This window comes from Actinomadura sp. (assembly GCF_044508335.1).
Taxonomy (GTDB): domain Bacteria; phylum Actinomycetota; class Actinomycetes; order Streptosporangiales; family Streptosporangiaceae; genus Spirillospora.
In genome coordinates this window covers 1-12,915 of sequence record NZ_JBIQHY010000036.1, presented here as the reverse complement: position 1 = coordinate 12,915, position 12,915 = coordinate 1, and the positions used below count along the sequence as shown (strand labels likewise).

General features: G+C 74.9%; 13 protein-coding genes. 4 read left to right on the top strand and 9 right to left on the bottom strand.

The features are described 5' to 3' along the window. Position 1: 1 nt before the first annotated feature. Positions 2 to 466, bottom strand: a complete 465-nt coding sequence (locus ACIWVC_RS15185; protein ID WP_396448351.1) for a RidA family protein — start codon at positions 464 to 466, stop codon at positions 2 to 4. Further along, positions 459 to 2,069 (bottom strand): gamma-glutamyltransferase, encoded by a 1,611-nt coding sequence (locus ACIWVC_RS15180; RefSeq protein WP_396448350.1) that lies wholly within the window; start codon positions 2,067 to 2,069, stop codon positions 459 to 461. Before ACIWVC_RS15180 ends, ACIWVC_RS15185 begins: the two co-directional genes overlap by 8 nt. Positions 2,070 to 2,324: 255 nt before the next feature. Here ACIWVC_RS15180 and ACIWVC_RS15175 point away from each other — a divergent pair, with 255 nt between their 5' ends. Both ACIWVC_RS15175 and ACIWVC_RS15170 read left to right on the top strand, forming a co-directional pair. Beyond that, entirely contained in the window at positions 2,325 to 4,004 is a 1,680-nt protein-coding gene (locus tag ACIWVC_RS15175) for a hypothetical protein (protein ID WP_396448349.1), read from the top strand. A 5-nt stretch (positions 4,005 to 4,009) separates the two neighbouring features. Then, complete coding sequence (locus tag ACIWVC_RS15170; RefSeq protein WP_396448348.1) at positions 4,010 to 4,747, top strand: YoaK family protein; 738 nt, start codon at positions 4,010 to 4,012, stop codon at positions 4,745 to 4,747. A 36-nt stretch (positions 4,748 to 4,783) separates the two neighbouring features. Here the strand turns inward: ACIWVC_RS15170 and ACIWVC_RS15165 are convergent, their stop codons facing one another. The 6 genes from ACIWVC_RS15165 to ACIWVC_RS15140 all read right to left on the bottom strand — a co-directional run bounded on the left by ACIWVC_RS15165 (position 4,784) and on the right by ACIWVC_RS15140 (position 9,676). Then, a complete protein-coding gene (locus ACIWVC_RS15165; RefSeq protein ID WP_396454246.1) occupies positions 4,784 to 5,092 on the bottom strand; it encodes an MGMT family protein in 309 nt (102 codons plus the stop codon). Beyond that, a complete protein-coding gene (locus tag ACIWVC_RS15160) occupies positions 5,076 to 6,347 on the bottom strand; it encodes a S8 family serine peptidase (protein WP_396454245.1) in 1,272 nt (423 codons plus the stop codon). Before ACIWVC_RS15160 ends, ACIWVC_RS15165 begins: the two co-directional genes overlap by 17 nt. After that, entirely contained in the window at positions 6,335 to 7,102 is a 768-nt protein-coding gene (locus ACIWVC_RS15155) for a hypothetical protein (protein ID WP_396448345.1), read from the bottom strand. The genes ACIWVC_RS15160 and ACIWVC_RS15155 overlap by 13 nt, the downstream gene beginning before the upstream one ends. Before the next feature lie 40 nt (positions 7,103 to 7,142). Continuing rightward, the gene (locus ACIWVC_RS15150) at positions 7,143 to 8,492 is read right to left on the bottom strand and encodes a S8 family serine peptidase (protein WP_396454244.1); all 1,350 of its coding nucleotides are present in this window, start codon (positions 8,490 to 8,492) and stop codon (positions 7,143 to 7,145) included. Next, positions 8,486 to 9,355 carry a hypothetical protein gene (locus tag ACIWVC_RS15145; RefSeq protein WP_396448343.1) on the bottom strand — a complete coding sequence of 290 codons (870 nt, stop codon included), beginning with the start codon at positions 9,353 to 9,355 and terminating at the stop codon, positions 8,486 to 8,488. Before ACIWVC_RS15145 ends, ACIWVC_RS15150 begins: the two co-directional genes overlap by 7 nt. 120 nt (positions 9,356 to 9,475) lie before the next feature. Then, positions 9,476 to 9,676, bottom strand: a complete 201-nt coding sequence (locus tag ACIWVC_RS15140) for a CsbD family protein (RefSeq protein ID WP_396448342.1) — start codon at positions 9,674 to 9,676, stop codon at positions 9,476 to 9,478. A 193-nt stretch (positions 9,677 to 9,869) separates the two neighbouring features. Here ACIWVC_RS15140 and moeZ point away from each other — a divergent pair, with 193 nt between their 5' ends. After that, a complete protein-coding gene (gene moeZ, locus ACIWVC_RS15135) occupies positions 9,870 to 11,051 on the top strand; it encodes an adenylyltransferase/sulfurtransferase MoeZ (RefSeq protein WP_396448341.1) in 1,182 nt (393 codons plus the stop codon). Positions 11,052 to 11,168: 117 nt separating this feature from the next. Here the strand turns inward: moeZ and ACIWVC_RS15130 are convergent, their stop codons facing one another. Next, positions 11,169 to 11,888 (bottom strand): TetR/AcrR family transcriptional regulator, encoded by a 720-nt coding sequence (locus ACIWVC_RS15130; protein ID WP_396448339.1) that lies wholly within the window; start codon positions 11,886 to 11,888, stop codon positions 11,169 to 11,171. 161 nt (positions 11,889 to 12,049) lie between these two features. On the opposite strand from ACIWVC_RS15130, the gene ACIWVC_RS15125 reads away from it, so the two are divergent. Further along, positions 12,050 to 12,915: MMPL family transporter (locus tag ACIWVC_RS15125; RefSeq protein ID WP_396454243.1), on the top strand; the 866-nt coding region annotated here is incomplete at its 3' end.

Below are 12,915 nucleotides of genomic sequence, written 5' to 3'. Positions count from 1 at the left end.
TTCACTCGTCCTCCGCGCTCGAATCGGCCGCCGCGGCGACCGCGGTCAGTTCGATCTCGACCGGGGCTCCGCCGGGCAGCGCGCGGACGCCGATCGCGCTGCGGGCGGGACGGCCGAGGCCCGGCGCCGCCTCGTCCAGCACGGCCGAGGCCCCGTCCGCCACCGCGGACAGCTCGGCGAACCCGTCGGCGCACGCGACGTACACGCTCATCCGCACCCACCTCCGGACACGGCCGGGCGCGCCCGCGGTGGCGGCGGCGACGGCGTTGCGGGCCGCCAGGGCGGCGGCCTCGCGGGCGGCGCCCACGTCCAGGTCGCGGCCCACCAGGCCGGTCACGGCCAGGCGGCCGTCCCGGCGGGGGGTCATGCCGGCGGTGGCGATCAGGACGTCGCCGGTGCCGAGCGGTTCGGCGACCACCGGGACGTAGGCGCCCTGGGGGCGGGGCATGGCGGACCGCTCAGACACCGAGGGTCACCCCGTCCTGGCGGGGGTCGGAGGCGCCGAGGAGGGCGTCGCCGGCGACGGAGACGACCTGCGCGCTGCCGCCGCCGTCCCAGGGGCCCTGGACGGTGACGTCGTGCCCGGACGCGCGCAGGGCGTCGATCCGGGCGGAGCCGAGGCGCGACTCGACGCGCAGTTCGGGCGGGCTGCCGAGGACGTCGGCGTCGCTGCCGGGGTGCACGGTGAAGCGGGGCGCGGCGACCGCGGTGGCCGGGTCGTGCCCGTGGTCGAGCAGGTGGGAGATCAGCTGGGTGTTCCACTGGACCTGGCCGTCCCCGCCGGGGGTGTTGCCGATGTGCAGGAGGCGGCCCGCGGCGTCGGTGACGAGCCACGCGTTCAGCGTGTGCAGGGGGCGGCGGCGCGGGCGCACCTCGTTGGGGTGGCCGTCGAGCAGGTAGGCGCCGCGGCCGAGGCGGTTGTTCAGGACGATGCCCGTGCCGGGGACGGTGATCCGGGCGCCGAAGGTGAACGCGAGGGAGTGGATGAGGCTCACCGCGCGCCCCTCGGCGTCCACCGCGACCATCGAGGTGGTGTCGCCGCCCGCGGGGACGGGCGAGGGCGCGGCCGCGGGGAGGTCGCCCGCGTCGAGGCGGGCGCGGGCGGCCTCCAGCGCGGACGGGGTGAGCAGCTCGCGCCAGTGGTCGTTGTCGGCGCCGCAGCCGGCGAAGCGGTCCGCGAACGCGATGCGGGCGGCCGAGGCCATCCGGTGGACGGCCTCGGCCGACAGCCACGGCAGCCCGGAGAGGACGCCGTCGCAGAGCCCGGCCTGCTGGGCGACCATCCAGCCGGGCGTGGGCGGCGGCGTGAGGTGGACGGTCGTCCCGCGGTAGGCACAGGTCAGCGCGGGTTCGGGGGCCGAGCGGCCGCTCGCCAGCCATTCGTAGCCGGAGAAGGGCGCCCCGGCGTCCACGAGGGCGTCCACGCAGCGTTCGGCGAGCACCCCCGAGTAGAGGTCGCCGGGGTCGGCGGCCAGGCGGCGCAGGGTGGCGCCGAGGTCGCGCTGGAAGACCGGCTCACCGGTGCGGGGGACGCGGCCGCCGGGCAGGAAGACCTCGGCGGTGCCCGGGTCGCGGGCGAGCGCGTCGCGGCGTTCGACGATGTCGGCGCGCGTCTTGGCGGTGCAGGGCAGGCCGTCCTCGGCGGCGGCGATCGCGGGCGCCCACAGCTCGGGCAGGCCGCGGGACGCCGAGTCGGCGTGCAGGGCGGCGAGGGCGGCGACCGCGCCGGGCGCGGCGACGGCGAGGGCGCCCTCCAGCGGGAGGGCGGTCAGGCCGCGGTCCCGGTAGAAGGCGGGCTCGCCGCCGTCCGGGCCGAAGCCGCTGCCGCCGAACGCGGCCACCGAGCCGTCCGGGCGGCGCAGCAGGACGAACGCGTCGCCGCCGACCCCGCACTGGCCGGGCAGCGCGAGCCAGGACAGCGCGGCCATGGCGAGCGCGGCGTCCGCGGCGTTCCCGCCGTCCGCGAGGACGCGGGCGCCCGCGAGGCTCACCGCCGGGTGGCTCGCGGCGACCATCCCGCCGGCCCCGGCGGCCGGGCCGCGTCCGGGAAGTCCGAACTCTGGTGACATGCCGCCCAGTCTCGGCGGCGCCTGATCAGCGCCGATACGGACCGAGTGCCGGGAATTCCGCGGATTCCTTGGGCACCGTGCACAGGGATGCCGGGCCCTGCGGGTTCATCGGCCGGGTGCCCGACATGGTGCACAAAATGACTAAGTCCGTCGTGTGCACGTTCCTCATTGTTCACCTCTCGCCGATCGAGCAGATTCTCTGCAATCGTTGCGCCCACCGGTCCAGCAGAGGCGCGTACAGGGAGGGGGCGTCCTTTGGGAGCCGCTCACTGGATCTATCTGTCCGGAATCATCCTCATCATCGCCGTGATGATCGCCCGCAAGAACGTCGTCATCCCCGCGGTCGCGGCGACGTTCCTCACCGCCTGGGTGTTCACCGGCAACTTCGTCACCGGGCTGGAGTCGATCTTCAACGCCAGCCTGACCGCGGCGACCGAGCTGTTCAGCATCTTCTTGATCATCGCGCTGGTGACCGCGCTGCTCGGGTCGCTGCGCTCGCTCGGCGCCGACCGCCGCATGGTGGAGCCGTTCCGCGTCGTCATGCGGTCCGGCCACTCCGCCTTCTGGGTGCTCGCGCTCGTCACCTACGTGATCAGCCTGTTCTTCTGGCCGACGCCGGCGGTGCCGCTGATGGGCGCGATCCTGCTGCCCGCCGCGATCGCCGCCGGGCTGCCGCCGATCAGCGCGGCGGTCGCGATCGCCATCGCCGGGCAGGGCATGGCGCTGTCCAGCGACTACGTCATCCAGGTCGCGCCCGGCCTGTCCGCGAAGGCGGCGGGGGTCGACACCGGAGCGGTCGCCGACCGCTCCATGGTGCTGTCCCTGATCACCGGCGGGATCGCGCTCGTCCTCGGCTACCTGATGTCCCGCTCGGAGTTCCGCAGGCCGGACGCCGTCCTGCTGGAGCGCTGGGAGGCCGGCGAGTCGGAGGCCGCCGTCCCGGCGCCGCGCCGGTCGCTCATCCGGGTGCTGCCGCGGCGCCGCGTCCTGCAGACCGAGACCGTCGGCGGCGAGGGCTCGGTCGCCGTCCTCGACCCCGGCCCCGGCTCGGGCGGCGGGTCCCGCACGTCCGGCGGCGGGACGGGCGCCGGGACCGGTACCGCGAGCGGCGGCGGGACGGGCGCGGACACCGGCGGCGGGGCGGGCGGTGCGGACGCCGGCGGCGACGCGATGGCCCGCGAGGCGCTGGCGTCCATGAACGGCGACGACGCGCCGGGCGCCGACTGCCCCCGGCGGTCCAAGTCGTTCGCCGTGATCGTCCCGATCGCCCTCATCGGCCTCGTCGGCTACATGATGCTGGGCAAGTTCACCGGCCTCGTCCCCGAGGTCGTCGGCGGGGACGCGGCCGCGCTCGTCGGCGGTGTCGCCGCCGCGCTGCTGCTGTCCGCCACGATCGCCAAGGACGGCCGGAGCAGCCTGGAGCGGTGCGCCGACCACGTCGTGGACGGCCTGGTGTTCGCGATGAGGGCGATGGGCATCGTCATCCCCATCGCCGGGTTCTTCTTCATCGGCAACGCCGACTTCGCCGGGAAGATCATGGGCATGGAGGAGGGCGCGAAGGCGCCCGCCTTCCTGTTCGACATCGTCGTCCGGATCCAGGACGCCATCCCCGACAGCCAGTACGTCGTCGGCTTCGGCGTGCTGATCATCGGCATGCTCACCGGGCTGGACGGGTCCGGGTTCTCCGGGCTGCCGCTGACCGGCTCGCTGTCCGGGTCGCTCGGCCCGGCGTCCGGCGTCGACCCGGCGCTGCTCGCCGCGATCGGGCAGATGGGCTGCATCTGGGCGGGCGGCGGCGTGCTCGTCGCGTGGTCGTCGCTGATCGCGGTGGCGGGGTTCGCCCGGGTCCCGGTGCTGGAACTCGTCCGCCGCTCGTTCCTGCCCGTCATCGCCGGCCTGGTCGTGGCCACGGTGGTCGGGCTGATCATCTATTAGGGGGTATGTTGACCGCCTCGTCCGATCTGTCCCCCGCCGCCGCGGCCACCGCGGCGGCGGGGGCCCGTCCCGCCGCGGGACCGCTCCGGCTGCGCGCCGCGCTGCTGGTGCTGCTCACCTTCGGCTCCGGGACGACCGACATCGTCGGGTTCCTCGGCATGGAGAAGGTCTTCACCGCCAACATGACCGGCAACATCGTGCTGTTCGGCCTCGCCGCCGGCGAGGGCAGCGGCGCCGACCTGGCCCGGTGCGGCGCCGCGACGCTGGCGTTCGCGTGCGGCCTGCTCGCCGGCTTCCTCATCGCCGGGCGCCCCGCACCCGGCCGGGTCTGGCCGCCCCGCGTCACCGCCGTCCTCGGCGTCGTGCTCGCGCTGCAGACCGTGTTCCTCGCGGGCTGGGCGGCCGCGGGCGCCGCGCCGCGCGGCGGCGGGCTGATCGCGCTCATCACGCTGTCGTCCACCGCGATGGGCGCGCAGACGGCGGCGGCGCGCAGCCTGTCCGCGGACGGCATCACCACCACGTTCGTCACCGGCACGCTCACGTCCATGATGGGCGGGTTCGCGGTCGGGCAGGGCGGCGCCGCGGGCCTGCGCACCGCCGTGATCCTCAGCCTCGCCGCCGGCGCCGCCGTGGCCGGCGCCCTGATGGCGAGCGCCCCCGTGCTCGCCGCCGCGCTCAGCCCCCTCGTCCTGGCGACCGTGATCGCCGGCGCCGTCCGGCTGCACCCGGCACGGGCGGCCTGACGAGCCGCCCGTGCCGGGTGCGGCTCCGGGCGCGGTTCAGGACGGTCCCGGCCAGCGGGCGCGGGCCATGTCGACGCGGCGGCCGTCGGGGCGCAGAGGCGTCCCCTCGGCGCGGTAGTGCTCGTGGGCGCGGCCCTCGTGGCAGCGCGGCGGGCTCCCGTCGGCGCGGATCACCCGCCACCACGGGACGGCGCCCCCGTACAGCGACATGACCCGCCCGACCTGCCGCGGCCCTCCGCTTCCCACCAGTTCGGCGACGTCGCCGTAGGACATGACGCGGCCCGGGGGGATGCGCTCCACCGCGTCCAGCACCGCCTCGGCGTACTCATCAGGTTCGGACCACATCCCCCGATTCTCCCGGATCGTGCGGCGCGCCGCGCAGGAACACCGCCGCGCCCGCCATGCCGAACAGGGCCAGCGCGCAGACCACCGCGTAGGTGAGGACCAGCGCGCCCGAACGGTGCACGACCTGCACCGGGCGGACGGGCTCGTCCGCGAAACGGCGGTCGCCGGGCAGGCCCGCGGCGCTCATCCGGGCGCCGGCGAGGCCGTCGGACGCGGCCAGCGCGGCCGCGGCGTCGACCCGGCCGAACCCCACGGCGCGGTTGTAGCCGCGCTCCGGGCGGTTCCGCGTGCTCTCCACGATCGCCTGCGAGACGAGCGCGGGCGCCATGCCGGGATGGCGCGACCTGATGAGCGCGGCGACGCCGGAGACGAACGCGGTCGCCGGGCTCGTGCCGTCCCCGATCCAGTAGCCGCCGTCCGGCCCGGCGCCGATGATCTGCACGCCGGGCGCGGACACGACGACACCCGAGTTGCGGTTGGAGAACCCGGCGTGCCGGCCCGCCGCGTCCACGGCGGCGACGGAGATCACGCCGGGGAACGAGGCCGGGTAGGAGTACTCGGTGTGCCCGCCCGCCGCGGCCCCGCCGGAGCCGCGGCGCCGTTTCGAGGGGCCCCGCACGCCCCCCGGAGCGCCCTCGTTCCCGCCGTTGCCGGCCGCGGCGACCACCACCGCGTTGTGCCGGATCGCGTAGGCGACGGCCTCCCGCTCGCGCGGCGTCGGGTAGGAGCGGCCCAGCGACAGGTTGATCACGTCGGCGCCGTGGTCGACCGCGTACCGGATGCCGTCCGCGATCGTCCCCGCGAAGCGCTCGGCGCCGGTGAACTCCGCGAAGCCCTGCTCGTCCCGCTCCAGGATCACCCGCAGGGACAGCAGCCGCGCCTCGGGCGCGACGCCGATCATGCCGAGCGCGTTGCCGGGGCCGTGGCCGTGCCCGGCGATGATGGACGCCATGTTGGTGCCGTGCAGCCGCTTCGGCCGGGCGCCCGCCGGGCCGGCGCCGCGGGTGAGGTCGGGGCCCGCGGTGACCGACCCCGCCAGGTCGGCCTGGTCGGCGTCCACCCCCGAGTCGAGGACGGCGACGGTCACGCCGCGCCCCTTCGACATCGTCCAGGCGCGCGGGACGTTCATCGACTCCAGGACGGGCATCACCGCGTCCCGCACCTGATCGGCGCGGGCGGCGGCGGGCATGAGGGCGGGCGCGGCGAAGGCCGACAGCGCGGCCAGCGCGGCGGCGGCCCGCCTCAGCACCGCCACTCCCGCTCCCCGCAGCGGACCTTCGCGGGCGTGGTCAGCGGCCGGAGCACGCCCCGCACCAGCTGCGGCGCGAGCTCGGCCGGGTCGGGCTGCCCCCCGCGCAGCGCGGGGCGCCCGTCGGCGTACCCGGCCGTCGCCGCCACCACGTACGGGCCGCGCTGGGCGGCGGCGGACGCCTGCCGGGCCGCGTCGCCGAACCGGGCCGCCACCGAGCCGGGGAACGGCAGCGCCCGCAGGCCGGGGCTCGGCGCGCCGTCGGAGAACCATTCGACCGCCTCGCGCGCCGCCGGCTCGCCGGGGAACACCACCACGCCGACCGTCACCGCGAGCCCCTGCGCCTGGTCGAGGTAGGTGGCGCGGAGCACGGCCCGGCAGCCGCGGGACGTCAGGGACCGGACGAGCGCGTCGTCGGCGGCCGCCTCGCAGCGGGTGTCGGCGCCGATCCCGACCCGGCGGGCCGTCTCCGGGGACGCCTGGCCGAGCGTGTACGGGAGCTCGGCGGGGAAGATCCGCCCGGCCGGCCAGGTGCGGTAGCGGCCGGCGAGCTCCGCCGCCGTCGCCGCGGCGCGCTCGGCGGGCGTCGGGCCGCGGGTCAGCTCCGCCGACAGCCGGACGCCGGCGACCACGAACACCGTCGCGCACGCGGACGCCGCCACCAGCGCGGCGGTGCGGCGCGACACCCGCCGGCCGCCGGGCGGCTCGCCGGATTCCGGTTCCGGCTCGGTGCCCGGGGCGGAGACATCGGCGCGCGACACGCAGCGGAGCGTAGCCGAAGCCGGGCCCGTACGGGCAGGGTCAGGGAGGAGTGAACGTCGGGCCGCCGGGCGCGGCGCGCGGGCCGGACGGCGCCGGTCCCGGCGGGTGCGGCGCGATGTACGGCGGGCGGGGCGGCGGCGGGACGTACGGCCCGGGTCCCGTCGCCGGGCCGGGCGGCGGGCCGTCCGCGGCCCTGGGGTGGCGGCGCCGGAACGCGAGGGAGATCGCGCCGGCGCCGGCGGCCCCGCCGACGCCGATGACCAGGATCGCGACGACCAGCCAGGTGACCCAGGCCGGACGGTCGATGATCTTCACCGGCCCCGGGTCCCCCGGGCCGAACCGCTCCCGGGCCGGCTTGCCCCTGCCCGGCCCGGCGGCCGTCGACGCGAGCGAGTCCGCGGCCGACAGCGCGCGGGCCGCGTGCACCTCGCCGAACCCGATGTCGGGGTCGTAGCCGTCCTTCGGCCCGTGCCGGACGCTCTCCACCAGCGCCTGCGACACCAGCGCCGGCGCCATGTCCGGGTGCTCGGCGCGGATCAGCGCGGCGATCCCGGAGACGATCGCGCTGGCCTGGCTGGTGCCGGCGCCGATGAAGTACCGGCCGCCGGGGGCCGCCGCGGGCACGGCGACGCCCGGCGCGGACAGCACCACCGAGTAGTTCCGGTTGGAGAACGGCGCGCGGGCGTGGCCGGGCTCGGCGGCCGCGACCGCGATGACGCCGGGGTAGGACGCCGGGTAGGAGTACGGCGCGAACCCGTCCTCGTCCAGCAGCCGGTCCTTGTCGCCGTCGTTGCCGGCCGCCGACACCACCACGACGCCCTTGCCGATGGCGTACCCGACGGCCTCGCGCTCGTCCGCGACCTCCTCGCCGCTGCCGATGGACAGGTTGATGACGTCGGCGCCGTGGTCGGCGGCGTAGCGGATGGCGCGGCCGACGGCCTTCCTGGCCCGCTCGGACCGGTTGTAGAGGGCGAAGCCCGCGTCCTCCCGCTCGCTGATGGCGCGGATGGACAGGATGCTCGCCCGCGGGGCCATCCCGATGATCCCGGAGCGGCCGCCGGAGCCGTGGCCGTGCCCGGCGATCAGCGACGCCATCCCGGTGCCGTGCAGCCGCGCGGGCTTCCCCCGGTCGACGAAGGAGATCATGTTGGGGCCGGTGGTGACCTTGCCGCGCAGGTCCGCCTGGTTCGGGTCGACGCCGGAGTCGATGACCGCGACGGTCACCCCCTCGCCCCTGGTGACCTTCCACGCGGCGTCCGTGCCGAGGAGTTTCAGGATCGGCCGCTGCAGTTCGCGGACCTCGTCCGCGTGCGCCTGGACGGGCGCCAGCCAGCTCCCGGCCAGCGCCCCCGCCAGCAGGGCGGCGGCCGCCCGCGAACGCCTCAGCATTCCCACTCCGGGTCGTCGCAGTCGGGCACCGCCTTGACCGCGAGCGACCGCGCGACGGCGTGGCCGATCTGCGGCGCCACGGCGAACAGCTCGCCCGGCCGCGCCTTCTTGATCTCCGACGCGGGGCGTCCGTCGGACTGCCCCGAGGTCGTCAGCACCACGTACGGGCCGCCGCGGTCGCTCGTCCGGTCCTGGCGGGCCTTGTCGGTGAACTTCGCGGACGCCGTGCCCGGGAACGCGGCCGCGTGCAGCGCGGGGTCGACCGGCCCGGCCCCCTCCTCGTCCGGTCCCTTCGAGCCGGGGATCTCCTTGTACGCGCGGTCGGCCTTCCACGGGTCGGGGAACGCGACGACGCCGACGGTGACGACGACGCCCTGGAGCTGGTCGACGTAGGTGGCGCGCAGGACGGCCCGGCAGCCGTGCCGGGCGAGCGCCGCCGCGATCTCCTCGTCGACGGCCTGGAAGCAGCCGGTCTCGGGGACGATGCCCGTCCGGGTCGCGTACTCGGTGTGCCGGCCGATGGGGCGGTACGGGATCCGCTCGGGGAAGATGCGGCTCGCGGGCCACGCCTGCCAGCGCCGCGCGACCTCCTTGTTCGCGGCCACCTGCAGTTCGGCGCTCGTGGGCTCGCGGTGGTAGGTCGCCCACGCCCCCGTCATGGCGATCCCGGTGATGAGGAGGTAGCAGCAGCCGACGACGAGCGCGACGAGCATCCACTGGCGCCCGGTCAGCCCCAGCACCGTCAGCGGGTCGCGCGGTGCGGGCAGCGGGCCGCCGGGCCGCGGCGGGCCCGCGTAGGGCGGCCCCGGCGGGCCCGGATACGGGGGGCGCGGCGGCTGCTGCGAGGGGGGCGTGAATGCCACAACAATCAAGATTAACTGTGCTTCGCGACATTCCGCCCCGCCGTTATGGCGAGGAAGCCCTCCCGGGGAGTACGGACAGGGGGAGACCCCTCCGCGGAGGGGCCTCCCCAGCGGGTCCCGTCAGGACCCGGTCCCGAAGGTCTTGCGCGCCTCCTGCGCGGCGTCCTTGGCCTTCTCACCGACCTGCTTCGCGCCGCCGGACGCCTGGTCCCTGCGCCCCTCGGCCTCCAGGGACGGGTCGCCGGACCGCCGCCCGGCCTCCCGCTTGCCCTGGCCCTTGGCCTTCTGCGCCGTGTTCTTGAGCTTGTCGAGGAAGCCCATGGCTCCTCCTCCTGTGTGGACGTTCGTGCGTCCTGCCCCTGTGCCCGCTGGTTCCCGGGTCATGCGGGTGCTCCGCGTCACGCGACGGCCGGGCGGTCGCGGGGAATTCCGCGGGACATGGCAAGGTTGTGCGGGTGAGGACAGTGACGTCTTCCTCTACTCACCGCCGAGCGTCAGCACAGGAGCACCCACCGTGTCGTTGCCACCTCTGGTCGAGCCCGCAGCGGAGCTCACCCGCGACGAGGTCAACCGCTACTCGCGGCACCTGATCATCCCCGATGTGGGCATGTCCGGGCAGAAGCGCCTCAAGAACTCCAAGGTTCTGGTCGTGGGCGCCGGCGGGCTCGGCTCCCCCGCCCTCCTCTACCTCGCCGCCGCCGGCGTGGGCACCCTCGGCGTCATCGACTTCGACGTCGTGGACGAGTCCAACCTGCAGCGGCAGATCATCCACCGCCAGTCGTCCCTCGGCAAGCCGAAGGTGGAGTCGGCGGCGGAGACCGTCCGTGAGATCAACCCGCTGATCGACGTGGTCGTGCACAACACCGCGCTCGACCGCGACAACATCATGGACATCTTCTCCCAGTACGACCTCATCCTGGACGGCACCGACAACTTCGCCACCCGCTACATGGTGAACGACGCGGCCGTCCTGCTCGGCAAGCCGTACGTGTGGGGCTCGATCTACCGCTTCGACGGCCAGGCCTCGGTCTTCTGGGCCGAGCACGGCCCGTGCTACCGCTGCCTCTACCCCGAGCCGCCGCCGCCCGGCATGGTCCCGTCCTGCGCCGAGGGCGGCGTCCTCGGCGTGCTGTGCTCGTCCATCGGCTCCATCCAGGTGAACGAGGCGATCAAGCTCCTCACCGGCATCGGCGAGCCCCTCGTCGGCCGGCTGATGATCTACGACGCCCTGGAGATGACGTACCGCTCGGTCAACGTCCGCAAGGACCCCGAGTGCCCCCTGTGCGGCAAGAACCCGACGCAGACCGAGCTCCTGGAGGACTACGAGGCGTTCTGCGGCGCGGTGTCCGAGGAGGCCACCGAGGCCGCCAAGGACTCCACGATCTCCGTCCACGACCTCAAGGCCATGCAGGACAACGGGGAGGACATCTTCCTCGTGGACGTCCGCGAGCCCAACGAGTACGAGATCGTCTCGATCCCGGGCGCGACGCTGATCCCGAAGGGCGAGTTCCTCAACGGCTCCGCCCTGGAGCGCCTGCCGCAGGACAAGAAGATCGTCCTGCACTGCAAGTCGGGCGTCCGCTCGGCCGAGGCCCTCGCCGTCGTCAAGAACGCCGGCTTCTCCGACGCCGTCCACGTCGGCGGCGGCATCGTGGCCTGGGTCAACCAGATCGACCCGAGCCAGCCGTCCTACTGACCGCACGCGCCGACCGCGCACGAAGGCCCCGGGCTCCCCGCCCGGGGCCTTCGCACGTCATCGGCGATGTGGCGTTCGTAGACGTCCGTGAGGGACGGGCCGTAGGGCGCCCGCGGTTCAGCCCGCGGACGGCGGCCGGTACGGGAGAGCCAGGTCGGTGGAGACCTCGGTGAGCATCAGCTCGAACATCGGCGCGGCGTCGTCCAGGGCGAACTTCAGGTGGCCGAACACCTCCAGGCTCACGCCGCCCTGGAGGCGGATCCAGCATTTGAGGAACTGCCGGATGACGCCGAGGGGCAGGTCGATGCCGAGGACGTCGTCGCGGTAGTGGCGCAGCTGTTCGCGCAGGGCGGGGTCGATGTCCTCGTCGGCCGGCACCGGGAAGGGCTTCTTCTTCCACAGCTCCAGGAACAGGTCCATGAACGTCCAGGCGAACTCCCGGGCGCGCTCGTCGGCGAAGTCGGCCTCGTCGGTGTCCTCGGCCCCGCGCACGGGCGCGCCGAACAGCAGCGCGTACTCGCGGGGATGCGCCAGCGACCAGCTGCGGAACTGGCGGGACACGGCCAGGAACTTGCCGCCCATGTCGCCGGGCGGCACCTTCTCCAGCGCGCCGCGCAGCTCGCCGGTCAGCTCGCTGAACAGGTCGCCGACCAGGTGCCGCAGCAGCTCGCGGTGGCTGCCGAAGTAGCGGTACAGCGCGGGCGCGGTCATGCCCATCTCGCGGGCGATGGCCCGCAGGGTCACCGCCTCCGGCCCCTCCTCCACGAGGATGCGCCGGGCGGTCCCGGAGATCTCCCGGACCGTCGCGGCGCGCAGCCGATCACGCCGTGTTTCCAATTCGCCGCCCTCTTCCCTGCTCTCGCCGGCCGCTCCGGGCCGTCTCCGCATGATTCCCCATGAACGCCCTTGACGAAAGCTAACACTGTATGCGAAGTTAACGTCGTTCGCAGTTTACGGCGTTCACTCAACTGATAGGCGTTCGCAGAGGGGAACGGGTCATGTTCGATCGATGGGGACGGTGGGTCCACCTGCGCAGGCGATGGGTCCTCGCGGCGGCCGGCGCGGTGCTGGTCTTCGCCGGCGTGTGGGGGACGGGCGTCTTCGGGGCGCTGAGCACGTCCGGCGGCTTCGACACGCCGGGCAGCGAGAGCGCGAAGGCGGCGCACATCGCCGAGCGGGATCTCGGACGGGACGAGGCCGACGTCGTGGTCCTCTACCAGGGGCGCACCACGGTGGACGATCCGGCGTACCGGACGTCGGTCGAGCGGGCCCTGGCCGCGCTGCCACCGGACAAGGTCGCCGCCACGAGCACGTACTGGTCGACCGGCGCGCCGCAGTTCGTCAGCCAGGACCGCAGATCCACCTACGCGGTGCTGCGGCTCGCCGGCGCCGACGAGGGCGCGCGGAGCGACAGCTACGAGGCGATCCGGGACGACCTGACCGACGTCGGCGGCGGGCTCACCGCCAAGGTCGGCGGGTCGGTGGCCACGGAGGCCGCGATCAACGAGCGGGTCTCGTCCGACATCGGGCGGGCCGAGGGCATGGCCATGCCGGTCCTGCTGGTGCTGCTGGTGCTGATCTTCGGCGGCCTGGTGTCGGCGAGCCTGCCGCTGATGATCGGCGGCATCGCGATCCTGGGGTCGTTCACCGCCCTGCACGCGCTGACGTACGTGACCGACGTGTCGATCTTCGCGGTGAACATCACCACCTTCCTGGGCCTGGGGCTGGCGATCGACTACGGCCTGTTCATGGTGAGCCGGTTCCGCGAGGAGATCGGGCGGGGCCGGTCCGTGGAGGACGCGCTGGCCGCGACGATGGCGACGGCCGGGCGCACGGTCGCCGTCTCGGGCGTCACCGTGGCGGT